At 57.9% G+C, this 25,282-nt stretch carries 17 protein-coding genes; 16 read left to right on the forward strand and 1 reads right to left on the reverse strand.

Annotation, left to right across the window (positions count from 1 at the left end):
* The first annotated feature begins 22 nt into the window (after window positions 1–22).
* The 15 genes from KHZ24_04650 to KHZ24_04720 all read left to right on the forward strand — a co-directional run bounded on the left by KHZ24_04650 (window position 23) and on the right by KHZ24_04720 (window position 22,578).
* The gene (locus KHZ24_04650; protein MBS5450487.1) at window positions 23–2,245 is read left to right on the forward strand and encodes a serine hydrolase; all 2,223 of its coding nucleotides are present in this window, start codon (window positions 23–25) and stop codon (window positions 2,243–2,245) included.
* A gap of 302 nt (window positions 2,246–2,547) precedes the next feature.
* Window positions 2,548–2,838 carry a co-chaperone GroES gene (groES, locus tag KHZ24_04655; protein MBS5450488.1) on the forward strand — a complete coding sequence of 97 codons (291 nt, stop codon included), beginning with the start codon at window positions 2,548–2,550 and terminating at the stop codon, window positions 2,836–2,838.
* A gap of 79 nt (window positions 2,839–2,917) precedes the next feature.
* The gene (gene groL, locus KHZ24_04660) at window positions 2,918–4,558 is read left to right on the forward strand and encodes a chaperonin GroEL (GenBank protein MBS5450489.1); all 1,641 of its coding nucleotides are present in this window, start codon (window positions 2,918–2,920) and stop codon (window positions 4,556–4,558) included.
* A 363-nt stretch (window positions 4,559–4,921) separates the two neighbouring features.
* A complete protein-coding gene (locus KHZ24_04665; protein ID MBS5450490.1) occupies window positions 4,922–6,385 on the forward strand; it encodes a trypsin-like peptidase domain-containing protein in 1,464 nt (487 codons plus the stop codon).
* A gap of 696 nt (window positions 6,386–7,081) precedes the next feature.
* On the forward strand, window positions 7,082–8,350 hold the full coding sequence (locus KHZ24_04670; protein MBS5450491.1) for an ammonium transporter: 1,269 nt from the start codon (window positions 7,082–7,084) through the stop codon (window positions 8,348–8,350).
* Between the two features lie 37 nt (window positions 8,351–8,387).
* Window positions 8,388–8,768: a P-II family nitrogen regulator gene (locus KHZ24_04675; protein MBS5450492.1), complete on the forward strand. Its 381-nt coding sequence runs from the start codon at window positions 8,388–8,390 to the stop codon at window positions 8,766–8,768.
* Between the two features lie 736 nt (window positions 8,769–9,504).
* Window positions 9,505–9,693 carry a hypothetical protein gene (locus KHZ24_04680; GenBank protein ID MBS5450493.1) on the forward strand — a complete coding sequence of 63 codons (189 nt, stop codon included), beginning with the start codon at window positions 9,505–9,507 and terminating at the stop codon, window positions 9,691–9,693.
* 191 nt (window positions 9,694–9,884) lie between these two features.
* Entirely contained in the window at window positions 9,885–12,026 is a 2,142-nt protein-coding gene (locus KHZ24_04685) for a glycosyltransferase (GenBank protein MBS5450494.1), read from the forward strand.
* Between the two features lie 214 nt (window positions 12,027–12,240).
* Window positions 12,241–13,416, forward strand: a complete 1,176-nt coding sequence (locus KHZ24_04690; protein ID MBS5450495.1) for a nucleotide sugar dehydrogenase — start codon at window positions 12,241–12,243, stop codon at window positions 13,414–13,416.
* 142 nt (window positions 13,417–13,558) lie between these two features.
* Window positions 13,559–14,980 carry a hypothetical protein gene (locus KHZ24_04695; GenBank protein ID MBS5450496.1) on the forward strand — a complete coding sequence of 474 codons (1,422 nt, stop codon included), beginning with the start codon at window positions 13,559–13,561 and terminating at the stop codon, window positions 14,978–14,980.
* Window positions 14,964–18,044 carry a glycosyltransferase gene (locus KHZ24_04700; GenBank protein ID MBS5450497.1) on the forward strand — a complete coding sequence of 1,027 codons (3,081 nt, stop codon included), beginning with the start codon at window positions 14,964–14,966 and terminating at the stop codon, window positions 18,042–18,044. Before KHZ24_04695 ends, KHZ24_04700 begins: the two co-directional genes overlap by 17 nt.
* Before the next feature lie 38 nt (window positions 18,045–18,082).
* On the forward strand, window positions 18,083–19,168 hold the full coding sequence (locus KHZ24_04705; protein ID MBS5450498.1) for a glycosyltransferase: 1,086 nt from the start codon (window positions 18,083–18,085) through the stop codon (window positions 19,166–19,168).
* A 10-nt stretch (window positions 19,169–19,178) separates the two neighbouring features.
* Window positions 19,179–20,291: a glycosyltransferase family 2 protein gene (locus tag KHZ24_04710; protein ID MBS5450499.1), complete on the forward strand. Its 1,113-nt coding sequence runs from the start codon at window positions 19,179–19,181 to the stop codon at window positions 20,289–20,291.
* Window positions 20,292–20,418: 127 nt separating this feature from the next.
* Window positions 20,419–21,186 (forward strand): ABC transporter permease, encoded by a 768-nt coding sequence (locus KHZ24_04715; GenBank protein ID MBS5450500.1) that lies wholly within the window; start codon window positions 20,419–20,421, stop codon window positions 21,184–21,186.
* A 9-nt stretch (window positions 21,187–21,195) separates the two neighbouring features.
* Window positions 21,196–22,578, forward strand: coding sequence for an ABC transporter ATP-binding protein (locus tag KHZ24_04720; GenBank protein ID MBS5450501.1), 1,383 nt, complete (start codon window positions 21,196–21,198; stop codon window positions 22,576–22,578).
* Here the strand turns inward: KHZ24_04720 and KHZ24_04725 are convergent.
* Window positions 22,517–23,995 carry an undecaprenyl-phosphate glucose phosphotransferase gene (locus tag KHZ24_04725; GenBank protein MBS5450502.1) on the reverse strand — a complete coding sequence of 493 codons (1,479 nt, stop codon included), beginning with the start codon at window positions 23,993–23,995 and terminating at the stop codon, window positions 22,517–22,519. The genes KHZ24_04720 and KHZ24_04725 overlap by 62 nt on opposite strands.
* A 160-nt stretch (window positions 23,996–24,155) precedes the next feature.
* Between KHZ24_04725 and KHZ24_04730 the strand changes: the two genes are divergently transcribed.
* The gene (locus tag KHZ24_04730) at window positions 24,156–25,277 is read left to right on the forward strand and encodes a glycosyltransferase (GenBank protein MBS5450503.1); all 1,122 of its coding nucleotides are present in this window, start codon (window positions 24,156–24,158) and stop codon (window positions 25,275–25,277) included.
* Window positions 25,278–25,282: the final 5 nt, after the last annotated feature.

Consider the following 25,282-nt stretch of genomic DNA (forward strand, 5'->3'; position numbering starts at 1 on the left):
TTGGTAGGTGAGGGGGCTGGAGATGTGGTCGAGAAAGCGCCATTCAACGGTGTTCGCGCTTGCCGCGGGCGTCGTTTTGTCGTCGTGCATCCTTGTACCGACCGCGCTGGCAGCTGAGGCGCTCGATGCGGATGCCTCTCTCGCCGTCGCACAAGAGGACGCTGCTGTTCCGGACGGTCCTTTGGCCACTTCGACTCCTGATGCCGAGCCTGCCGAGGTTCTGGCTCCCGAGGCTGGGCAGACGCCTGTTTCTCCGGCCGAACTATTGCCTGCTGTTTCCGATGAGCCGTCCGACGCTGCTGCGGAGGCTGCTGACGCCCAGCCCGAAACGCCCCCGCTAGATGACGCGGCGGCTTCCCTTCCTTCAGGCGGAGACCTGCCTGCCAAGACGGAGCACGACCCTGTGGTCGAAGGATCCGCAGACGGTACGCTCGATGCCGATGCCGATGCCGATGCCGATGCCGATGCCGATGCCGATAGCCCTACTGTGCCTGACCTTGCGGCTGATCGTCCCGCAGGCGATGTCGCTGCTGGCGACGCCGAGGCTGACCCTGCCATGTCGGATCAGCCTCCTTCGGCTGAGGCCGACGCAACGTTGGATGATTCACGCGATCCCGTCGCGGACCCTTCGGATGCGATTGTTCCCGCCGATTCTGCGGCTAATGACGGGGGCGCCGCGCTTCCTGGCAACGATCTCGTGCGCTTAGACAGCCAGGCACCCGGCGCCGAGGGAGCCCCTGGGGACTCTGCCGTCCTCTCTCCGTCCGAGGCCGATGGCGCAGCTATTTCCGGATGGCTCACCGATGACGCCACGGGCCAGACGTTCTACTACGAGCCCGATGGGGAGCGAGCTGTTGGCGAGCGCTCCATCGATGGCTTCTGGTACTACTTCGACCCCGTAGGGGACCGCGCGATGGCGACAGGGTTTGTTCGCCAGCCCATATCTACAGGCTCCGGATCTTTCAAGACGGTGTACTACGACAAGGATGGCAAGCGGGTCACCGGGCTGGCTGAGATTGACGGCCGGACGTACTATTTCGACCCCTCCACGGGTGCGATGACAACGGGCTTCGCCGTTCTCGACACGGCTCAGAAGGCCGTGGACTCCGGGACGTTCTTCTTCGATCTCGACTCGGGGCAGATGCTGACGGGCGAGCAGCGGCTTCACGGCGGACAGCGCTGCTTTGATGATGACACCGGAGCCATGGCTACCGGATTCATGTCTGACGGAGGCTCAACATCCGGCAAAACCGTCTATTACGACGGCTTCGATGGCGCCATGGTGACGGGCGAGCGGCTCATCGACGGCGGGTGGTACTACTTCGACACCTACGACGGCCATATGGCTCGCGGCTGGACGTATCTGAGCGCTTTTCCCAAGTGGGTCTACTACGGCGCCGACGGCAAGATGCGCTATGGCGAGCAGTGGATCGATGGCGATCGGTATTGGCTTGACCCGCGCGATGGTTCTTCCAACTATGCGCAGGTGCTTCGCTGGCGGCTCAACCACGCGACGAGCTCGGGAGGGCTCTCCCTGTTTGGCGGCGCCCATGCGTCCTCGGATTCCATGACGCAGCTCGCCCGAGCGGTTGGCTCGTTTACGGGCCAGGGGCTTTCGGTGGGTTTCGTGATGATGGACCTGGCCACGGGCCAGGGCGTTTCGTCCAATGCTGACCAGACGTTCTACTCGGCGAGCACAGTGAAGGCTCCCTACGTCGCGAGCCTGTACGAGAACGCGTTCCATGATGATGCCTCTGCGGCAGCTGCGTGGTATCAGACACTGAGTGATGCGTGCGTCTGGTCTGACAATGACGCTTACTATGCGCTGCGCAACGCGTTCGGATCCGCCCCGTTCGCGCAGTGGCTTGGCGACAACGGCGTCGACCCCAACAAGGCGGCGACCAACTACACGTGGTTTACCCCTCGTGAGCTTGGCAAGCTTTGGGTGCGCATGTTCGACTATTTCGGCACGGCAGGGGACGCCGGCCATCAGATGTCGGGGCTGTTCTCCCATGGCTACTATTCCAGCATCTACTACGAGCTCGGCGATCAGTACACCGTTCGCTCGAAGCCTGGTTGGTACCCCTACGACCCGGGATATACTGCCACGAACGACGCCGGCATTGTGTATGCGGGGGACCGCCCGTACCTGGTGGCCGTGATGTCCGATGCGCCGGTGCGCCTTGACCTCACGCAGGCGCTCGTGCGCGCCCTCGAAAACGTGCACGCCAGCATGGTCGGTTAAGCCGACTGGCGGGGAACGGTGTGCGGGGTGCCTGTCGCGTGGGCCGCGGGCGCCCCCGCGCCCTTCCTTCCCCCTGTGCGCGCACGCGCAAGAAAAGCCCAGCTCACACGACCCATAAAATCTAAGCGTTGAAATGTGAGATTTTTTCTTATCGCAGCGTTAGGCCCCGCCCATGTGGGTACTATTCTCCCCGACAAGATAGCGCCCCGAGCCTCGCGGCCACACCGCGAACAGCCTGGGGACGGCCGGGCGCCTTCAAGGGGGCGCTGCGGTCGGTAGATTTCGACGAGGAGGTCCTACACATGCAGTTGAGGCCACTGGGTGATCGCGTCCTGGTTAAGCCCGACAAGGCGGAGGAGAAGACGGCCTCGGGCCTGTACATCTCCAGCGGTGCGCAGGAGAAGCCGCAGCGCGGCACGGTCGTGGCCGTGGGCGCCGGCAAGCTCGATGACGACGGCGATCGTATCCCCATGGACGTCAAGGTCGGCGACGTCGTCATCTACGGCAAGTACGGCGGCAACGAGGTCAAGGTCGACGGCGAGGACTACCTCCTCATGCGCGACTCTGACATCTACGCCATCGTCGAGGAGTAGCGCGCGCCGGGGCCACGGCCCCTTGCCAAGAACCGCTTCTCCGCTTGCTTGCACTCGTATCTAGGAGGTCACCATACCTATGGCTAAGCAGATTGCTTTCAACGCCGAGGCTCGCGCCAAGCTGGCCAAGGGCGTCAACACCCTGGCTGACGCTGTCACCGTCACGATGGGCCCCAAGGGCCGCTACGTCGCCCTGCAGCGCTCCTACGGCGCCCCGACCATCACGAACGATGGCGTGTCGGTCGCCAAGGAGATCGAGCTCCAGGACAACATCGAGAACATGGGTGCCCAGCTCGTGAAGGAGGTCGCCACCAAGACGAACGACATCGTCGGTGACGGCACCACCACGGCCACGCTGCTCGCCCAGGTCATCGTGAACCAGGGCCTGCGCAACGTCACGGCCGGCGCCAACCCGCTCGCCATCCGTCGCGGCATCGACAAGGCCGTCAACGCCGTCGTCGAGCACATGAAGAAGGAGGCCAAGCCTGTCTCCACAAAGGAGCAGATCGCCTCTGTCGGCACCATTTCCGCCGGCGACGCTACGGTCGGCAACAAGATCGCCGAGGCCATGGAGGTCGTGGGCAAGGACGGCGTCATCACGGTCGAGGAGTCCCAGACGTTCGGCATCGACATCGATGCTGTCGAGGGCATGCAGTTCGACAAGGGCTACATCTCGCCCTACTTCGCGACGGACAACGAGCGCATGGTCGCCGACTTCAAGGATCCCTACATCCTCGTCACCGACCAGAAGGTCAGCAACATCCAGGACATCCTGCCGCTGCTCGAGGGCGTCATGAAGTCCGGCAAGGCGCTGCTCATCATCGCTGAGGACGTCGACGGCGAGGCTCTGGCCACGCTGATCCTCAACAAGCTCCGCGGCACGCTGAACGTCGTTGCCGTCAAGGCCCCCGGCTACGGCGACCGTCGTAAGCGCATGCTCGAGGACATCGCCATCGTGACGGGCGCCGAGCCTGCCATGAGCGACCTGGGCATCAAGCTCGACGCCGTGACGATCGACATGCTCGGTCGCGCCAAGTCCGTCAAGGTCACGAAGGACAACACGACCATCGTTGACGGCGCTGGCGAGAAGGCCAAGATCGACGAGCGCATCGAGCAGATCAAGGGCGAGATCGAGAACACGAAGAGCGACTTCGACCGCGAGAAGCTCCAGGAGCGCATGGCCAAGCTGTCTGGCGGTGTTGCCGTCATCAAGGTCGGTGCTGCTACCGAGTCCGAGATGAAGGAGATCAAGCACCGCATCGAGGACGCGCTGCAGGCCACGCGCGCTGCTGTCGAGGAGGGCATCGTCGCCGGCGGTGGCGTCGCCTTCATGGACGCCCTGCCCGCGCTCGACGAGCTCAAGGTCTGCGATGCCGACGAGAAGATCGGCGTCGAGATCGTGAAGAAGGCCCTGACGGCTCCTGTGGCCACCATCGCCTCCAACGCCGGCTACGAGGGCCAGGTCATCGTCGAGAAGGTCAAGAACATGGAGGCCGGCCACGGTCTGGACTCCGCGTCTGGCCAGTGGGGCGACATGATCGAGATGGGCGTGCTCGACCCGGTCAAGGTCACGCGCACGACGCTGCAGAACGCCGCGTCCATCGCCGGCCTTATCCTCATCACCGAGGCCACGGTCACCGATGTTCCCAAGGACACGACGATCGAGGACGCCATCGCTGCGGCTGCTGCTCAGGGCGGCCAGGGCGGCGGCATGTACTAAGGCATGACGTCTGCTGAGCCCCTTGCGGGTTCGGGACGGCTATATAGCCTGCGGGGCTGACAACGACTCGGCCGGTCCCGCTCTCAGGGCCTCGCGCTGGCGCATGCCGGTGCGGGGCCCTTTTGCGTGCGCAGCTCCTGCTTTCGCACAAGGTTTCCGAGGCAGAAAATCTTCCGCCTGAAAACCCACTGAAACGATATGTGTCAGTCTTGAGGGGAAAGAGGCCTCCTGCCAGAGCTCGAGCAGATTTCAGGTACTTTCAGCACCCGCCGGGTACCATGCCTTTCAGTAAGCAAGAACAAGCCCCGTCTGACACACCTCAAACGCGGACCTGACGGGGCCCTTACCGGAAGGGAGCACATCATGAAGCGCACGAATACCGGCGTCGAAGGCGCCCTGATGACCTCTCGCCGCAAGATGCTTGGCTTTGCCGGCACGTTTGCCGCGGCGGCCCTCTCGCTGGGTCTTGCCGTCGGCGTTCCCGCACTGGCGGCCAATGCCAACTCCTCCGCCAACGATGATGCGGCTGCCACTGCTACGACGGGCGGCACTGGTTCGGCCACGAACACTGACACGGATTCTGTTTCGCTCGCCCAAGACGTCGCAGCCAAGGCAAGCCCGTCGGTCGGCACCGTCACGGCGGCCATCTCGACGCCCGAGACGCAGGGCATGGCCATGGGCAGCTGCGTGCTTATCGATGACCAGGGCAACATCCTGACGAACTACCACGTCATCGAGGGCTCCACGCAGATCCAGGTCAACCTCAACGGTGCGGACTACGATGCGACGGTCGTTGGGTCCGATCCTTCGAGCGACTTGGCTGTTCTCAACATCACGCCCGACGAGAACACGCCGGCGCCCATCGAGGTCGGCTCCTCGTCAAATCTGGCGCTGGGAGAGTGGGTCATGACGATCGGCGCCCCTAAGGGTGAGTCCCAGAGCGTCTCGCAGGGCATCGTCTCCGGCCTGTCGCGCACGGCCTCCTATGAGCTCGGCACGGCGGAGGCCATCTACACCGGCCTCATTCAGACGGATGCCATGATCAACGAGGGCAGTTCGGGCGGTGCGCTCGTCAATGCCGATGGCGCACTCGTGGGCATCACGACGCTGTCTGCAACAACGTCGGGCGACTGGGCCGGCATGTCCTACGCCATCCCGTCTGACTATGCCATGAGCGTCGCGCAGCAGATCATCGAGGACGGTTCCGTCGAGCACCCGTTCGTGGGCGTGACCCTTGGCGATGTGACGCCGTACAACTATCAGGCAACCGGCTCTGACGCGTATTGGGGCGCTTACATTGGAGAAGTCGTGAGCGGCAGCCCTGCTGAGGAGGCTGGCCTCCAGTCGGGTGACATCATCACGGCTATCGACGGCGACGACGTGAGCTCTGCCGATGCCGCTATCATCGCCGTGCGCTCTCACGCGATCGGCGATACGGTGACGTTTACGGTCAATCGCAACGGCAAGAGCGTTGACGTCGACGTGACGCTGGGCTCGGACTCTGAGAGCACGACGGGCTCCGAGAGCGAGGCGGCTGCCGAGGACACCGGTTCGAACGGTGGCGGCTTCTCGTTCTTCGGCGGGAATGACGGCTCTAACGGCGGCTCCAACGGCTCCGGTGGCGACACGTGGGGCTGGGGCTGGGGCGGCAACGGCTCTAACGGCGGCTCGTGGGGCTTCTGGAGCAATCCTGGTTCGGGCTACGGCTCGGGTAGCGGCTATGGCTCGGGGTATGGGTATGACAACGGCTATAGCGAAGGCAGCTATGGCTACGGTTACGGCTACGGAGATAGCGGGCTCCCTGCCTCCGAGCGTACGAGCGCATAACGACTGATCGATAGGCACGCCTGCCCGGCCCGAGCTTCGTGGCCGGGCATCCACATACGTGCACCACTCCTCCTTTGGGGCAGGGCCGCCGCTCGGGTTTTCGACATCCCGACGGTGGCCCTGCCCTTTTCTTGGCTGGTGCTGTCTCCCCGGATGGTTCGAAGGCCTCAAGCGGCACGCCCCGTGCGGGGATAGCCGATTTTTGGCCAGGAATGCCGCCCATGAACATGCCCTCTCCTGAGGTTGTCTCGCGGGATCACATCAGCTTGCACATCGACAATCGCAGGTTCAACATCCAGTAGCAATAACGCCGCATGTCGTAGAGTGTCTTGCCGTCATAGCGGCAGGATGGCGCCTCCCCTCGAACGAGGGACATACACGAGCTCCGCTCCTGTCCACGGATCGACTTCCGGCGCGCAGGTTCGGGCCATAACGGAGCACGTACTGCCCGACGCCCCGCTCTCTGTCGCAAGAAGCCATGTGAGTAGGCTATTCCCCGCCGCACATATTTCTCGCGAGTTTCCGTCGCGCGTCCCCCTCGTTAGCACTTCGCTTCCGCTTGCGTACATCTGCCTGCGGAAACGCTGGTGTAACGTGTCGAGTTCACCCTTCATCTCGATAGGTAAGAGATGGCCGATCTTGCGCCCACAAGGTGCAGGACGCGACGAAAAGGCGAGGTGAGAGAGCATGTCCGAAATCAGTGCCGGCGACACCGCGTTTATCATCATCTGCGCGTTTCTGGTGTTCGTCATGACGCTCGGCATTGCCTTCTTCTACGGAGGAATGGTCCGGCGCAAGAACGTGGGTAACACGATGCTCATGTGCACGAGCGTCGCGGGCCTCATCAGCGTGCTGTGGGTGGCCGTGGGCTACTCCCTGGCGTTTGGTAGCGGCTTCGCGACGACTGATGCTGCGGGCGAGTCGGTTGCCAACCCGATTCTGGGCGGCCTTGATCGCCTGTTTCTTTCGGGCATCACGATCGACACGGCGTGGGGCACGATCCCCGAGTTTGTGTTCGCGCTGTTCCAGTGCATGTTCGCTCTCATCACGATCGCCATCATCTCCGGCGGCATCGTCGAGCGTATGCGCTTCAGCCGCTTCCTCATCTTCATCGCGTGCTGGTTGTTGCTCGTATACGCACCGCTGGCTCACATGGTGTGGGGCGGCGGCTGGATCGCGACGACGCTCGGCGCGTACGACTTTGCCGGCGGCGACGTCGTGCATATCTCCTCGGGTGTCACGGCGCTCGTGCTTGCGCTTGTCATCGGGCCGCGCAAGGGCAACGGCAAGCTGACGTATCAGCCACACAACATCCCGTTTGTGCTGCTGGGCACGCTGTTCCTGTGGTTCGGCTGGTTCGGCTTCAACCCGGGCTCGGCTTTGGCGGCTAACGGTCAGGCTGGCCTGGCATTCGCGACGACGAACACCGCAGCTGCCACGGCGATGCTGGCATGGATGTCCGTCGAGCGCCTGTGCACGGGCAAGGTGACGCTGCTCGGCGCGTGCTCCGGTGCGGTTGCGGGCCTCGTGGCCATTACGCCCGGCGCGGGCTACGTCGATGTGTGGGCGTCGGTCGTCATGGGCGCGATCGTGGGTGTCGTCTGCTACTTCGCGGTATCCAAGCTCAAGAAGCACTTCGGCTACGACGACGCGCTCGACGCGTTCGGCGTGCATGGCATCGGCGGCATGTGCGGCACGGTGCTGACTGGCATCTTCGCGAATCCCGCCAACTACAGCGACCTGACGGGCCTGCTGTACGGCAACCCGATGCAGGTCGTGGCGCAGCTCGAGTCCGTGCTGTTCGTCATCGTGTTTGCGGGTGTGATGGCGTTCGCCATCGCGAAGGTCATCCAGCTGGTTGGCGGCCCGCTGCGCGTCACGGAGCGTCAGGAGGCCGTGGGCCTGGACGTGTCCGAGCACGGTGAGCCTGCGTACCCTGCGTTCAGCGGTATGGATCTCAACTAAGGTGCGAGTGCCCTAGGCACGAGGAAGGAGATTCGACATGAAGAAGATCGAGGCGATCGTCCGTCCCGAGGTCATCGAGGACATCAAGAACGCGCTGTTCGCGGCTGATATCGAGGGCATGACGATCTCGCAGGCACTGGGCGCGGGCAACCAGCACGGGTGGACGGAGTACTACCGCGGCACCGAGGTGCTCGTGCAGATGCGCGCCAAGGTGAAGATCGAGATCGTGCTGCCTGACGACGAGGTCGACACCGTCGTGGATACGATCATCGGCTCGGCGAAGACCGGGACGGATGGCGAGGTCGGTGACGGTAAGATCTTTATCTACCCGGTCGAGGAGGCCATCCGTATCCGTACGGGCGAACGTGGCGACGCGGCCATCCTGACGAGCAAGAAGGTCGCGGCCGGCGCGGCGTAAGGGACGTCCGAGGCATAGCGAGCTCCGTCTGGGTCCCGCGCCTCTCGAGAGGGAGGCGCGGGACCTTTTGCGTCACATGGCCGATGATGTGGGCGAAGGGGTGTCTGCGCGGGGGGACCGTCCCCGGTGCGCCTTCGTTTACTGGGCGCGATTTTCGGTTGTGCCAGGTTTTGCAAACGGAGCTCCCAAAAATGGCCTCGAATTGCGGACGTGCTAGGTTTGTAGGCTCGATGTCACTGCCTGTGTGCTATGCGCCTAGAGAAACCTGCAGGTAGAAGAGCTGTATGTCTTGAGGTGCCCTCGTCTTGCGCGAAAAAGGACGGCGCAAACCTAGCACTACCGTAATTCGCGCCCATTTCTAGCCCCGCATTTTGCAAGACCTGGCATAACCGTAGAATTCGGCCAAGTCTCTCTGCCTCGGTTTCTTGGGCTAGCCGAAGATCCAGGCGATGCTTTCGACTACAAGTCTATCGCTGCCCGTTGCGTCGGTTTGCTGGACGGCTGGGTGCCGGTCTCATCTCGGGTGCTGCCTCTCGGCGGGCCACTTTCAAGCAGTTGGGTGGAAGAACCGCCTGAACGGCGTCGCGCACCGGCACCTGTGCGGTGTTGCAGGGGCCAGTTTGCACGAAATCGGCCCGTGATGGCCTGGAAAGCCGTCTGTGTATGGCGCATACCGATATGCCCTGCTGGTGCGGCTCCCTTTTGAGGCCGTCGGCCTGGCTTTAGGGTGTCGTGCATGTACATGATCGACTTTTTTGCCCAAAAATCGAGCCTTCGCCTGCAGAAGCCCAAGTCGCCGGCTCTGATCGCTTCATTGTTGCGGCGCTTAGGCTGTTTCGGGGCGAATCGATCCACGCTGGCCTTGCGGATCGTGGATGGCGTGCTTTTCGATGGCTTGCTAGGCGATTGGAAACAGACGGCGTGATGTTTCCGACGCCTGCGGCCCGTTGGGGTCATTCTGTCGGGCGAGCTCTGGCCAAATGAGGCCCGTCTGCGCGAGGAATCCCGAATCTCTTTTCTGCTGGTTGCAGGCGGAATGGCTTGTCCATGCGTCACAATGGGACGCGTTGCTTTCGTTGGTTTGCGGTATCGTGGGCCGTAGGGGGAGGGATGTGCATGCGTCGCGTTCTGTGCTTTTGCGAAAAGTGGGAGTCTGGCGGTATCGAGGCATTCCTCACGAGTGTCTACGAACGCATGGATCTTTCTGACCTCCGTATCGATATCGTGACGTGCCAGTACGCGCCGGGCATCTATGACGAGCGTCTTGCGCGGGTGGGCCTGAGCGTGCGCGTTCTATCTGGTAGCGTGCGCAAGCTGGGTCGTAATCTCAGGCTGTATCGAGAGCTGCTCGCCAAAGAACGCTATGACGTAGCGCACCTGAACCTGTATGAGGGCGCGGGCCTGCTCTTCGCAGCAGAGGCACGTCGCGCGGGCGTTCCCAAGATTATCGTCCACAGCCATAACACCGACCTGCATCCCGGTATGCTTCGTTCCCTTAAGCTGGCGGTGCACCGCAGTTTTGTGCGGCGGTATGCGGGGCAGTCCGATGTGCGCTGGGCGCCGTCGGAGGTGGCAGCGCGCTTCTTGTTCGGCGACCTGCCCTGGACGCTTTTGCTGAATGGCATCGAGCCGGGGCGATTCGCGTTTGACGCTGAGGCACGCACCAAAGAGCGCGCGGCGCTGGGTGTTTCCGAGGATCAGCTGCTCTTGGGCTGCGTGGGACGCTTGTGCGCCCAGAAGAATCAGGCTTTCTTGATAGATCTGCTCGCGGAGATCCCCCGCGCAGCTTTGCTCCTTGTGGGTAAAGGCGAGGACGAGTCGATGCTACGGGTCCTCGTTGCCGAGAGGGGCGTGGTGGACCGCGTGATATTCGCGGGGACGATCTCGGATGTGGCCCCGCTCTACAGCGCGATGGACGTCCTGTGCGTCCCCTCGCTTTTTGAGGGGCTCGGTATCGTGGCGATCGAGGGCCAGGCGGCTTGCTTGCCGGTTCTTTGCTCACCAGCGGTTCCTCCCGAGGCTCACGTGACCGAGCTCTGCGAGTACCACGAGCTCGGACATAACGCGTGGGGAGAGCGCTTGGCTAAGATGACGGCTGATCCCGGTGCGCGCGAACGGCTCTCAAAGGACGTGCGGAGCCGTCTCGCCCTGGCGGGGTACGACATCCAGGATACGGCGAGAAAGATCTGGACGTCGTACTGCAACGACGGGGGCATCGGCAAGGAGCATGGGGAATCTCGTTTGGACGCAATACCTGGCAGGACGCGCATGGATTCTGATGACACGGGCGGCTGTTTGGCAGATGCCCTCGTCAGCATCATCGTTCCCGTCTACCAGGTTGAGCCCTATCTTGCGGACTGCCTTGATAGTCTGCTAGCGCAAACATACAGCAATCTGGAGATCATCCTGGTGGATGACGGCTCAACTGACGGAAGCGGTAAGCTGTGCGATGCCTATGCAGAGCGTGACGGGCGCGTTAGAGTCATACATCAGAAGAACGCCGGTCTCTCTGCCGCCCGCAATGCGGGCTTGGACATCGCTCGGGGAGATTATTACGCTTTCGTGGACAGCGACGACGTCGTAAGCCCGTTCTTTGTCGAGACGCTGCTGGGCCTGGATGCCGATATCGCCCAGTGTGGTTTCTCTACCGAGGAAGAGGGGCTGGCGCCTGACGACCAGTGCTTGCCTGACAGCGTAGAAAGGCTGTCTGGCCGTGACGCGTGTGAGGCTCTCGCGCGAGACCGAACGGGCTCATACACCGTCGTTTGGAACAAGCTGTTTAGGCGGCGCGTGTTCGATGACCTGAGGTTTCCCCAGGGCAAACAGCACGAGGACGAGTTTGTGAGCTGGCAGGCCTTCTGGAGCGCGTCTCGCGTCGCCATAACGGAGGCTCCGCTTTACTTCTATCGCCAGCGGCCTGAGAGCATCATGGGCCGAGGAGTGAGTGAGAAGAGCTTTGATGCAATCGATGCGTTGAAGGAGCGCAAGGAGTTCTATCATCTTCAAGGGGACAAGCAGCTAGAAGACCTGACAGCCGCGACGCTGTGCCATCGCATCCAGGCTATTGCCCTGGATTATCGGGATGCCGACGGGAAGCAGCGCGGTCTTACGGCGGTTCTTCGACTCTCGTTCGGTGAAGCACTTCGCTCTCCCTATGTGTCCCTGCGCTCTAAGTTGATTTTAGCTATTCGTATGTTCAGGCTGTCTTTAACGCAAAGGCTTGCTTGTGATAATCGTAGCAACGCGACGAATAGATGATTCAGAGTATGCAACGCTTTTGGTGTTTCGCTTACTAAACCGAAAAGCTTTGAATGCATTTTGGCGGTCTACATTCCGTGAAGTGAATAGTTGTCGGGTAATCTAGATGAGTTGAATTTTGCCTAATACATATAATTCAACTGGAGAATTCTTGCGCGATGGGGCGCTCTTGTTTTTTGTGAACGCCTTGGTTGGATGGGAGATGTGTATGTCACTGAAGATTGCAGTTGCTGGCGCGGGCTATGTGGGCCTTGCGAATGCCGTCATGCTGGCACGCCATCACGAAGTTCGCCTCGTTGATGTTGTCCCGGAGAAAGTCGAGCTCATCAACCAGGGGACTTCTCCCATTATTGACCGTGAAATCTCGGAATATCTAGGCAAAAGCGATCTGAACTTAACGGCGACGCTAGATGCGCCCTCCGCATATACCGGAGCCGATATAGCTTTCATTGCTACACCTACAAATTACGACGAGGAAACTCACGCTTTTGATACCTCTTCTGTCGAAGCGGCATATCGCGCAATTCGCGCGGTGAACATCGCATGCCCGATCGTTATCAAGTCGACCGTTCCGATTGGGTATACCCAACGCCTGCGCGAAGAGGCGTCCGATGACGCGATTCTGTTTTCTCCCGAATTCTTGCGGGAGGGCAAGGCCCTGTATGACTGTCTGCACCCCTCGCGTGTCATTGTCGGCGCGGCCGACAAGAATGATCCTCGTGCCCGACAAGCGGCCGATCTTCTTGTTGAAGGAGCGCTTGACGAGAATGTTCCCGAGCTGGTTATGCAGTCCACCGAGGCGGAGGCTGTCAAACTTTTTGCCAACACGTATCTCGCCCTGCGCGTAAGCTACTTCAACGAGCTGGATACGTTTGCTGACGTGCGAGGGCTTGATGCACGGTCAATCATCGATGGCGTCTGCCTCGATCCACGCATTGGCGGCCACTACAACAATCCGTCCTTTGGCTATGGCGGCTACTGCTTGCCCAAGGACACGAAGCAGCTGCTGGCCAACTACGACAACGTTCCGCAGAACCTCATGCAGGCCATTGTTGACTCGAACCAAACGAGGATGGCATACATCGCTGAGACCATATTGCGAAACAATCCGAAGGTTGTCGGCATCTATCGACTCACAATGAAGTCAAATTCCGACAACTTCCGCCAGTCTTCGATTCAGGGCGTCATCAAGGAGCTGCGCAGGCGTGGTGCGACGATTCTGATCTACGAGCCTATGGCCCAGGGGGCGGAGTTCATGGGTCTCGAGGTTACGAAGGATCTGGAGGACTTTAAGCGCCGTAGCGATGCGATTGCAGCAAATCGCATGTCGCCCGAGCTGTGCGACGTTGCAGATAAGGTGGTCACGCGCGACCTGTTCAAACGGGACTAAGGGCGGAGCGCTGAAGCGAGGCCGAGATCCAGGCAACTGCGAGCCCTTCTGGGGAAGAGACGATTTACTGGCTTCTTGGCGCAGCATGTAGAACGTCAGACCAGGCGTGTTTTGCGCGAGCGGCAAAGGAGAGTGCGTGAACGTGATACAGGGTATCAAGAAGATGCTCAAACATATTCTTCCCCCTCCCACAGCCTCGTTTATGCGTGAGGTCACAAGGCTTGATCAGTCTATCGGGCAGACAGAAGAGTACCTTTCCAATACACTGGGACGCATATCCAAGCAGGTCGAACGCATGAATGCCCGATCAATTCAAGACAATCTTGCGATAAGGAATTTACTTTCGCGAGATGACTCCTCGGTTGGGCGACTATTCGATCTGTTCGAATCGATGAATCGCGAAGACTTGCGCCAATATGCCAGCAATAAAGAATCGATGGAGTGGATTGCGGGATCAATCGATTCTCTCGTGGATCTGTGCAAAGAGGGCAATCTACAGGCAAATAACATACCAGAGCTTATTACTGCAGTTCGTTCTCTGCAAAAAGAGAATAGTGAATTGATTTCTCAACAAAAAAGGAATAACGAACTTCTCCAAGATCTTAAAGACAGCATTGAATCGACGCAGCTCATCATAAGTTCTGATTACCGACGACTCAAAGATGAGATTAATGGTTTAGGCCGTCGAGCATTCATTAGGCAAGATGAGCTCCTCGATCCGAGCTTATATGCACATGCTTTGAGAATGTGGTATCAGAATAAAACTGGTTGCACATTGGATTTATATAATCCAACAACATATAATGAAAAAATACAATGGCTTAAGGTATTCGATCACGATCCTAGAAAGACGGAACTTGCAGATAAACTAAAAGTGCGCGATTGGGTTGCGCGCAAAATCGGAGAGGAATATCTTATTCCCTTGTGCGCCGTCTATGACCGAGCGGAAGAAATTGCGTTCGACACGCTGCCTGAGAGCTTCGTAATGAAGGCGACGCATGGGAGTGGGTGGAATCTGCTTGTGCCGTCCAAATCAGACATTACAGCCAATCTGTTGCTTAGCAAAGCTCGATCATGGCTTAACACGAATTTTGCTTTTGTAAATGGATATGAAATGCAATATAATGATATACCTAGAAAAATAATTATCGAAAAGTATTTGTCTAACAAAGATGGAAATTTAAATGATTATAAATTTTGGTGTTTTAACGGAAAAGTAGAATATATCCAGTACATCGCTGAACGTCGTACGGGCATGAAAATGCTATTTCTGGACACAGATTGGCGCCCAATGCCTTTTGTCTATGATCATCCGCTTTTGGAAGATGTCGTAGAGCGTCCTGACAACCTATCTGAGATGCTGGAGCTGGCGGAGAAGCTCTCAAAGGGGTTCTGCCACGTTCGCGTGGACCTGTATCGGCTGGATGACGGTACAATCAAGTTTGGTGAGATGACTTTTTCGAGCGCCTCGGGCGTGGGAAGATGGCTACCTTCTGAAGCTGACACGCTTATGGGGAAATATCTGTGCCTTCCGAAGGAGCAGCGCGATGCGGAATATTGCTAAAAACGGTGATGCAAAACTGGCCCCCTATGTCTCCATTGTCGTGCCTGTATACAATGCCGAGCAGCATTTAGACGAATGTATTAATACTATCATACATCAAACATTAAAAAATATAGAAATATTACTTATCGATGATGGATCTGAGGATGGAAGTCTCTCTATCTGTAGAGCCTATGCCGAGCAGGACAAGAGAGTCAGAGTCATCCACCAAGAAAACTGCGGTGCGTATGCTGCCCGTAATCTAGGGATACAGCAGGCCCAAGGGGACTACATACTCTTTCTTGATTCAGATGATTTTTTTGAACTGGATTTGTGCGAAAGAACGTTTTGCTGTGCTCAAGAACGTAATCTTGATATTTTGCTTTTTATGGCAGATGTATATTTGGAAGATACGAATAAATATAAAGACTCTAGTTGGCTAATTAATAAAAGACTTCTCGCAGACGTACAAGAGGTTTTTTCTTCTAGGGATGTTGCTGAGAAGCTTTTTCTGATAGCTGCTGGTGGCCCGTGTAACAAGTTGTTCAAGCGCCGATTCCTAACTGAAAATGAGATCACTTTTCCTAAGATGAGAAGTCTGGAGGATGTTCCCTTTGTCTATTATGCGATGGCTCTCGCTGATAGAATTTCCTTTCTCGACAAAACCCTAGAGCATTATCGAAAGAAGTCTCAGGGCGACGGACTTGTTCAGCAGGCTCAGTATCATCCGACTAGGATTTACGAGTCATATAAGATACTCAAAGATCGCTTACAGGGGAAGCAGATATTTGATATTTTTGAGCAGACATTTATCAATAGATCTGTTTCTGATTTTATCGATCAGTATGAGTATGTTATATCTGATAGTGAAACAAAAAAATACTTTAAACTGTTTTATAATAAAATTATAGCAAATGACTTCCGTATCTCTGATAAGACTAATGAATATTATATTGATATAAAAATATATAATCGATTAAAAATGCTAATGGATAATACATCTGATATTGAAATAAATAATCAAGATCCTGAAGTATCAATTATAGTGCCCGTATATAACAATGCTCCTTACCTTAGACAGTGCTTGAATAGTCTAATTGATCAATCTTTTAAAAATATCGAAATTATACTCGTAGATGACGGTTCAACCGACAGCTCTCTGCAGATCCTAAGAGAATACGAAATGATAGATTCTCGTATCCAAGTTTTAACTCAAGACAATGAATACGCTGGGGCTGCTCGAAATGCGGGCATGAAGGTTGCTCGGGGAAACTACTACCTGTTTCTTGACTCTGATGATTTTTTCCACGTAGATATGGTACTTTATTTATATCATGTGGCTAAACAATACGATTCTGATATCGTATTGTGTGATGGATATTACTATGATAATGATAAAAAAATAAATACGCCTGCAAGAATGCTGCTTCAACGGTATAATATACCTAAAACGATGCCCTTTTCATACAAAGATAACCCTGACAAGATACTGCATATGACAATTGATTGTCCGTGGAACAAGCTCTTTAAAGCTTCGTTTATCAAAAACCATGGACTTGTATTTCAACAGATTAGGTCAGCAAATGATGTTTACTTTGTTGACTCTGCCATATTGCTTGCTGATCGTATTGCCGTTTGTGATAGGAAACTCATCCATTATCGTACAAATGTCCATACGAGCCTTCAGGCAACTCGCTCGAAAGAACCTTTGAACTTTTATGAAGCACTTACGGCGGTAAAAAACCGAATGCTATACGAGCCGCGTTATTCTGAAATCTCTCGGTCCCTCGTTTCTCTTTTTGTCACGGGGTGCCGGACTCATCTCGATCGCGCAAAAAACGATCAAGAGTTCCTCCTTCTGTATTCTTTTTACAACCAAATAGCGTTTAAAGAATGGAATATTGACTCATTACCAAAAGAAGATTTTGTTTATGTTGATGATTGGAAGTGGATTCACTCAGTATTGGAGCTGAGCCCGACAGCCTATCTTCTTCTTAAATGGAGATCTGCATCAGTTTCGGCACCGTCCTCTGTACAGAAGGCCGGGACTAACAAGGGGATGCTCTCCAATACAGCGGGTGGGAAAACGCTATCGCAGACCGCAGAGTGCGATGACGGCTCCGTTGACAGGATTAAGTACTATCGGTCCTACAAAATTGGATGTGCACTCACGTGGCTGCCTCGCAAGGTTCGCGGCCTTGCTCGCTGCTTCCACGAGCATGGGATGTCCTACACCTTGCGGCGTATCCCAGAGCATTTTGGTATTCCCGCCAACGCTGAAATGCAGAAGATCTCCCGTGGTGTCAACGAGGCATCTCGCCCAACTCCAGTTATCGTGAGCCTCACGTCCTTCCCTGACCGGATCAATAGCGTGCACAAGGCAATCGAGTCCCTTTTGGCTCAGACTGTTAAACCGGACATGGTTATCCTTTGGCTAGCCTCGTCTCAGTTTCCTCACAAGCTACGAGATTTGCCAATCTCGCTTCTTCGCTTGCGTCGGCTTGGATTGACCATCCGTTGGTGTGACGATATACGTAGCCATAAAAAATATTACTATGCAATGCAAGAGTACCCTGATGCAATAGTAATTACTGCTGATGATGATCTGTATTATCCAAGTGATACTGTTGAGATTTTATTAAATGGACACAAGCGTTTTCCCACATATGTTTGCGCGACACGGTGTCATGTTATCGGTTTCGATCAAGATGGCAAGGTCCTCCCTTACAAGCTGTGGGAGAAGGAACAATCTCGGTTCCTCGATACCCCTTCGATGTTGCTCTTTTCTACAAGCGGAGCAGGAACACTTTATCCGCCGCACTGCATGTCTGAGCACCTGTTTGATCGCGATGTTTTTGAGACATCGTGTCCGACGGCTGACGATGTTTGGCTTAAGACGATGCAGACTGTTGCGGGCGTGAAGACGGTTCAAATAGCGCCAAATCGGCCGCTTAACTATATTGAGGGCTCGCAAGAACGGACTCTTACACAAGTGAACGTTGATCTGGATGGAAACGACAAGCAGATCGCCTTCCTTAACGAGGCATATCGGGGCTCGTGGGATAAAAGGCTGCTTCATGACTAGAGAGTGAGGCATGACGCCCTCTCTGCCGACATTTCAATATACCTGTCCACTGGGGCAGTGGGCAGGTATTCAAGAAAGAAGGAGATAAAATTAGCGAACTCGTTTCTCTCGTTGTCCCAGTGTATGGCGTCGAGAAGTATCTGCCTGCCTGTATGGATTCCATACTGGGACAGACATACCGGCACATCGAGGTGATTCTCGTCGATGACGGCTCTCCAGATGGCTGCCCGGCCCTGTGTGACGCGTATGCGCGGCAAGATGCTCGTGTGCGCGTCATCCACAAGGCAAACGGTGGTCTGTCTGATGCGCGCAATGCTGGCTTGGATGTCGCGACGGGCGGCCTCATCGGTTTCGTAGATTCCGACGACATCATTCATCCGGAAATGGTCGAGCGCTGTGCCGGGGCACTAGAAGCTGAGGCTGCTGACATCGTGGCCTGTAGCTTCATTGAGTTTCCCGAAGGGGCTGACCCTCGGGAAAACTGCGATGACGCAGAGGAGAACCGTCTCATCAAGAGACGCGGCGTTTCAGAACGGCGCGCCCTCGATCCTCATGACGCCGTCGAGTTGCTATTGCGCGACGATGAATTGCAGAACTATGTTTGGAACAAGTTGTTCCGCCGTGAGCTCTGGCAGGGTATCCGATTCCCTGTTGGGCAACAATTTGAAGATGTTAATACGACATATAAGCTATTTGAGCGAGCAAGGCGTGTCGTGCTGTTGCCTGATAGTCTCTACTTCTATCGACTCCGCGGGGACGGCATCGTGAGAAGCCGGACGCTGGCTGGAGAGCTTGACTGCGTCGGCGCCAACCTCGAGCGTTACGAAGCACTTTCCCAGCGATACCCCCGCATGTGCGAGACGATGGAGGACGGGATCATTCGCGCCATGGTGCGCCTGTGGCCGCTGGTCTGGCAAGAACGTCGTACCCTTTCCCCCGCCCTGAGAAAGCGCCTTGCGAGTTTCTCTGCGTTTGCTCGTGCGCATGCCGGTTCTCCGGCGTTGCGGGCAAGCTTTGGAATAACAGGGCGTCTAACAACGTGCCTCATCGTGTATCCCCACGCATGGTCGTGGATGCTTGCGTGGATGCTGTATCGTGCGTACCGTTCCAGACATGACCTGTAAAGGAGTGTCTATGGCGCCTCTCGTTTCGATAGTGATGCCTGTCTATAACGGCGGGCCATATCTGCGGCGCTGCCTCGACGGCATTCTCGCTCAGACCCTGACGGACTTTGAGCTGATTGCAGTTGACGACGCTTCAACTGACGAAACGCCCGCCGTGCTTTCGTCGTATGCCATGAAGGACGAACGCGTCAGCGTGATCACACATGCCAGTAACCTTCACGCGGGCTCCTCGCGTAACGATGGCCTGGATGCCGCTCGCGGTGCGTACGTGCTGTTTCTCGATGCCGACGACCTATTCGAGCCGACTTTGCTCGAGCGTGCGGTCGCATGCGCCCAGCGGGCAAAGGCGGAGGTCGTGCTCTACGGCGCTGATGAGTTTAGGGGAAAACCTGGCAATTGGGTTGACGCGCCCTACCTCAATTCGGCCTTCGTTCCCAGAAAGCAGCCGTTCAGCTGGGAAGATGTTCCAAATCGTATCTTTCAAGTTTGCACCCCAGAACCATGGACAAAGCTGTTTCTCCGCTCGTTTGTGCAAGGGGAGGGGCTTCGTTTCCAGGGGATGCAAAACGCCAACGACCTCTATTTCACAATGGCGGCGCTTGCGCTGGCGACTCGTATTGCGACTTGCCCTGATCGCCTCGTCCACCATCGCGTGGGACGTGCTGGTAGTATCCAGGGGCGCAAGTCCGCCGAACCGCTTGCTTTTCTCGAGGCGCTGCGCGCTTTGCAGAAGACGTTGAAACAGAGATGCCTGCTCGGCCCTCTCTCTGTGAGCTTTGCAAACCTGGCACTGTTTCACTGTATATACAATCGACAAGCTCCGGCCGATTGGGCGTGTGTATTCTCGGAGCTCGGAGTCCTCGGGCTTTCTCGAAAAGAGCTTGCTATTGAGAGCGACTATCGCCTGTTTGTTGAGATGGCGCTCGAATCCTCCGATGAGCGACTTGGCGAGCTCGGATACGGTGCCGAGTTCTGGCGAGAGGCAGCCCGCTGCGAGTTGTGTCGCTCGCGGGAGAGCGAGGCCGAGCTATGCCGCGTTAAGGAGTCAGCGTCATTTAGGCTTGGCTCATCGCTTACCCTCCTGCCAAGAAAGCTCCGATCAGTCCTGTCCCCTGGCGACTGATTGGCTAAAAGATCCTTGCCGTGGAGGTTTGGACAGCGCTGATGTCAAGATGGAACCCGCTTGCTATAATTAAAAATTCCGACTGTGGAGCTTATACGCCACGTATGGGGGTCGAATGCTGCAGAGGGTGGCCCAGAGGTTGAAGGAGCACCAGTTCCTCTTCGAGGAGCTTGTGGCTCGCGACTTCAAGACCAAGTACAAGCGAACAGTGCTTGGCATGTTGTGGAGCGTACTGAACCCACTGCTCATGTTGCTCGTCATGCGAGTGATCTTTACGCAGTTCTTTGGGAACAGCATCGATCACTACACCACCTACCTCTTCTGCGGCAACCTCATCTACAACTACTTCAACGAGGCCACGAGCCAGGGTATGACGTCCCTCTCGGCTAACTCGGCCATCTTCACGAAGGTCAACGTTCCCAAATACATGTTCTTGCTCTCAAAGAACGTTCAGACGATTATCAACTTCGGCATCACACTCTGCATATTCTTCGTCTTTTGCGCTATTGACGGCATCACGTTCCGTTGGGAGTTCTTCTGTCTCCTCTTCCCGATAGCCTGCCTCATGATGTTCAACATCGGTGTGGGGCTTATCCTCTCGGCCCTGTTCGTCTTCTTCAAAGACATCCAGTACCTTTGGGGCGTCTTTACGATGCTGCTCATGTACATGTCGGCCATCTTCTACACGACGACGAGCTACTCGCCGCTCATTCAGCACGTCTTTCTGTGCAACCCCGTCTACGTGTACATCACGTACTTCCGCCAGATCGTCATCGACGGCATGGTGCCCTCGCTCGGCCTGCATGCCCTGGCGTTTGGCTATGCCGCGCTTGCCGTCATCATCGGCGCTGTGATCTACAAGAAGAAGAACCACGACTTCCTCTACTACGTGTAAGGCGCCGCCATGTCTGCCATCGTCTCGTGCGACAACGTCTCCATCCGCTACATCACCGGCGACTTCAAGGACATCGGCCTCAAGGAGTACCTCATTCGCCGGCTGACAAAGCAGTATCACGTCACGGAGTTTTGGGCCGACCGCCATGTGACGTTTGAGCTGCAGCCCGGTGACATGCTCGGCATCATCGGCTCGAACGGCGCCGGCAAGTCCACGCTGCTCAAGGCCATCAGCGGCATCATGGTGCCCACCGAAGGCACTGTGCGCTGCAGCGCGAAGATCTCCGCTCTTCTCGAGCTTGCCAGCGGCTTCGACGGCGATCTGACTGTCCGAGAGAACACGTATCTGCGCGCCGCCATGTTGGGCTACAGCCGCGAGTTCGTCGACGGCATGTATGACTCCATCATCGACTTTGCCGAGCTTCAGGACTTCCAGGATCGCCCGTTCAAGCAGCTCTCGAGCGGCATGAAGAGCCGCCTGGCCTTCTCCATTGCCAGCCTTGTTGACCCCGAGATCCTCATTCTCGATGAGGTTCTTTCCGTCGGCGACGGCGCCTTCCGCAAGAAGAGCGAGGCGAAGATGCGCCAGATCATCAACGGCGGTGCCACGACGATCCTCGTGAGCCACTCCGTTGGCCAGGTGCGCTCGCTGTGCAACAAGATCCTGTGGCTCAACCGTGGCGAGCAGGTGGCGTTTGGTACGAACGTCCAGGGGCTGTGTGACGCCTACCAGAAGTTCCTCGACACGAAGGTGCTGCCAAAGCCCGAAGAGCTTCCCCCGCTTGACCTGCCCGGGGCCGAGGCGCCTCGGCAGCCTGCCTCCCTGAATTCGGAAGCCGATGCTTCTGCGAAGGCCCCGACGCCCGAAGTCCCAGCGCCCGATGACCCCACGATTTGTGGCTCCCTGGGCTCCCGCATCCTGGGCGCCGTTTCCCGCCTCCCGCGGGCGGTCTCCATCACGATCATCGCCGTTCTCATCCTGACGGCTACCATTGCGGTCAGCGAGGCCTCGCTGCCGTCACGCGTGCGCGCCCTGCCCCAGAATGCCGACCGCGTGATCTACGTGAGCTCCGACTTGCCGGCTCCGGCTACGGTGTGCGCGTGGGACGGCAGACTCTACCTCTTCATGGATCGCTCGGCCGCCCAGGGTGCCACGCTCGGCATCCGTGCGACGGACAACCACGGCAACGTGACGACGGACGCCATTGACATCACGGCGCACCAAACGAAGCGCTACGGCACGGAGCAGGCGCTCGTGCTTGAGGTAAACCTCGCGAAGTATCCGGGAGCCGTCGAGGTTGAGTACGGCCTTCTGGCTTCGTCCGAAGGGGCTACCGGCGCCTCTGAAAGTGACGACCTTCCGTGGCTCTGGCACGAGACCTATCGTCCGTAAGCTCGTTCGTCGGGCGGTGGCCCCCGCTGTGTCCTTCCAGAGTCTCCTGCTTGTTTACGATGCCCTTGAACGGCGTCATCAGCAGGATGCGCAGGTCAAACATCAGCGACCAGTTCTCGATATAGAACAGGTCGTATTCGATGCGCTTCTCGATGGACGTGTCGCCGCGTAGGCCGTTGACCTGCGCCCACCCGGTCATGCCCGGGCGCACCTGGTGACGCACCATGTAGAGCGGCACGCTGTGCTTGAAGCGGTTGACGTACTGGGGAATCTCGGGGCGCGGGCCGACGAGGCTCATGTCCCCCTTGAGCACGTTGAAGAGCTGGGGAAGCTCGTCGATGGAGTAGCGGCGCATGAACGATCCGAATGCCGTGCGACGAGGATCGTCTCCCGTCGTCCACGCGCTGTCCGACTGAGCGTTGAGCCGCATCGAGCGGAACTTGAGGATGTAGAACGGGCGGCGCCCTCGGCCGACGCGCTCCTGCCGGAAGATAACGGGCCCGGGGGAGGAGAGCTTCGTCCCCAGCGCCGCAACGATCATGATCGGTGACGTGAGCACGATGAGTACGAGCGAGCCGAGCACGTCGAACGCTCGCTTGAGAAACGCGAGGCCCATGTTGTCGAGCGTGATGCGGTTAACGCTGATGAGCGGAAGCCCCGCCTGCTGCGAGATGTGGGGACGGCTCGAGAGAAACTGGTGGTACGTGGGAAGCAGCTCGACGCGAATGCCGGCGTTCTCGCAGGCCAGCAGCACGTCGTCAAGGTGGCGTTGCTCGGAAGAGTCCAGGGCGACAACGACCTCGTCGGGAACGAGCTCCTCGAGGATGTGGCCGACGTCTGCATAACTTCCAAGAAGGGCGATGCCGGGCATGAGCGTCTCGCGACCGATGCTGCCCATGAGGGCGAAGCTGCGCGGGCGTTCGTGGTTGACGGCTTTTGCATAGGTGCGCGCCGTAAAGCTCGACCCGACGACAACGACGCGGGTGCGCCCGATGCCACGCTCGTACTGCAGGCGCTGCAGGCTGTCGATCAGTACGGCCTTGCAGCACGTCAGGATGTTGATTGTGACCCACGCGATCACGAGGAGCCAGCGTGAGAAGTCGACGACGCGGAAGAGATAGATGAAGTCGATGTAGAGCATCATGGCGACGGTGTTGCACAGGACGAGCCGTCCGACCGTGCGCATCGTGCTGTTGGGAGATCGCCGGCCGTATATGCCGAGCAGGCTGTAGAGAAAGACGAAGACGGGGGAGAATGCTGCGCCCCAGAGCACGTGGTTGAGGCCTGACATGACGGGGCCTTCGCCACGGAATACAGAAAAGCGCATCCAGAAGGCGAACGCCATCGAGCCCGTGATGATGGCGAGGTCGATGAGGACCGAAAGAGCGTTCGGGATTCTGTGGTGCGCCTTGAACAAACGGGGACTTCCTTTTCGCGCTGTGAAGCAGATGAGTACTATTGGATAATCTTAGCCCAAGCAGGGCGGATGCTTGCGCCGCGGAGAGCTTTGCGAGATAGCGTGCGGGAAATGACCGCGATTTAGTGTCGTTTTGCTTACAAGACGAAAGGGGCGCGCGATGGACAAGGTGCTGTACGCAGCCTCCTCGTTTGGTCATCTCAGGAGCTTTCACATCCCCTACCTGCGGGCGCTTCTTGATCGCGGCGATGAGGTGTGGGCCCTGGCGTCTGGAGATCCCGCAGGTCTGCCCGATGGCCTGCGCACCGTGCGCGTGCCGTTCACGAAGAGCATGACGTCTGCGCATAACGTCGAAGCAGCGGGCGAGGTGGCTCGTCTCGTACGCCGGGAGCGGTTTGACCTCGTCGTGACGCACACGTCGCTCGCGGCGTTTTTCGTGCGCCTCGGTATCTGTCAGGCGGGCAAGCGCGACGCGGCAGTCGTGAACGTCGTGCATGGCTATCTCTTTGACGAGAGGACATCCCGGCCGAGGCGTACCGTCATGCTGGGGGCTGAACAGCTCATGGCGAGGGTGACCGACCGCATCGTGACGATGAACCGCCAGGACACCGAGATCGCTCGGAGACACCGCCTTTGCCGGGGTGATGTCGTGCAGGTTGACGGTATGGGGGCTGACCTGACGGGCTGTCGGCAGGCGGACGAGAGGGGTCGCAGGGAGGCGCGTGAGGCGCTCGGTCTGCCCGAGGATGCCTTCGTACTGCTCTACGCTGGCGAATTTTCTGCGCGCAAGAACCAAAGCGCGCTCATCGAGGCGCTGCCCGAGCTGCCCAAGGACGTCGTGCTGGCGCTTCCGGGGCGGGGCGAGCGCTTTGAGGCGTGCCGGGATTGCGTGGCGGAGCTGGGCCTGGAGGGGCGCGTCGCGATGCCGGGTTTTGCGAGTGACCTGACGGCGTGGCGGGCGGCGAGCGACGCGTGCGTGTCATCGAGCCGCTCGGAGGGGCTGCCGTTCCACGTGATCGAGGGCATGGCGTGCGGGCTGCCCGTCATCTTGACAGACGTCAAGGGGCACGAGGACCTGGTGGTCGAGGGGGCGTCTGCGGGCACGGCGCCCGGCCTGCTCTATCCGTTTGGCGATGCGGGGGCGTTCCAGCGCTGCGTTTTGCGCCTGCATGGCGACCGGTCGCTGGCGCGGCGCATGGGGGACGCCGCCTGCGAGATCGCGCAGCGCTACTCCCTTGGCCGCGTCATGCCGAGCGTGTTGGACGCGATGCTTTTGGCATGAGGCGC

Source organism: Coriobacteriia bacterium (genome assembly GCA_018368455.1).
Classification (GTDB): domain Bacteria; phylum Actinomycetota; class Coriobacteriia; order Coriobacteriales; family UMGS124; genus JAGZEG01.

Coding starts and splice junctions, on each gene's coding strand:
- KHZ24_04650 (MBS5450487.1), top strand. CDS start 23: ATGTGGTCGAGAAAGCGCCATTCAACGGTGTTCGCGCTTGCCGCGGGC.
- groES (MBS5450488.1), top strand. CDS start 2,548: ATGCAGTTGAGGCCACTGGGTGATCGCGTCCTGGTTAAGCCCGACAAG.
- groL (MBS5450489.1), top strand. CDS start 2,918: ATGGCTAAGCAGATTGCTTTCAACGCCGAGGCTCGCGCCAAGCTGGCC.
- KHZ24_04665 (MBS5450490.1), top strand. CDS start 4,922: ATGAAGCGCACGAATACCGGCGTCGAAGGCGCCCTGATGACCTCTCGC.
- KHZ24_04675 (MBS5450492.1), top strand. CDS start 8,388: ATGAAGAAGATCGAGGCGATCGTCCGTCCCGAGGTCATCGAGGACATC.
- KHZ24_04680 (MBS5450493.1), top strand. CDS start 9,505: ATGTACATGATCGACTTTTTTGCCCAAAAATCGAGCCTTCGCCTGCAG.
- KHZ24_04685 (MBS5450494.1), top strand. CDS start 9,885: ATGCGTCGCGTTCTGTGCTTTTGCGAAAAGTGGGAGTCTGGCGGTATC.
- KHZ24_04700 (MBS5450497.1), top strand. CDS start 14,964: ATGCGGAATATTGCTAAAAACGGTGATGCAAAACTGGCCCCCTATGTC.
- KHZ24_04710 (MBS5450499.1), top strand. CDS start 19,179: ATGGCGCCTCTCGTTTCGATAGTGATGCCTGTCTATAACGGCGGGCCA.
- KHZ24_04720 (MBS5450501.1), top strand. CDS start 21,196: ATGTCTGCCATCGTCTCGTGCGACAACGTCTCCATCCGCTACATCACC.
- KHZ24_04730 (MBS5450503.1), top strand. CDS start 24,156: ATGGACAAGGTGCTGTACGCAGCCTCCTCGTTTGGTCATCTCAGGAGC.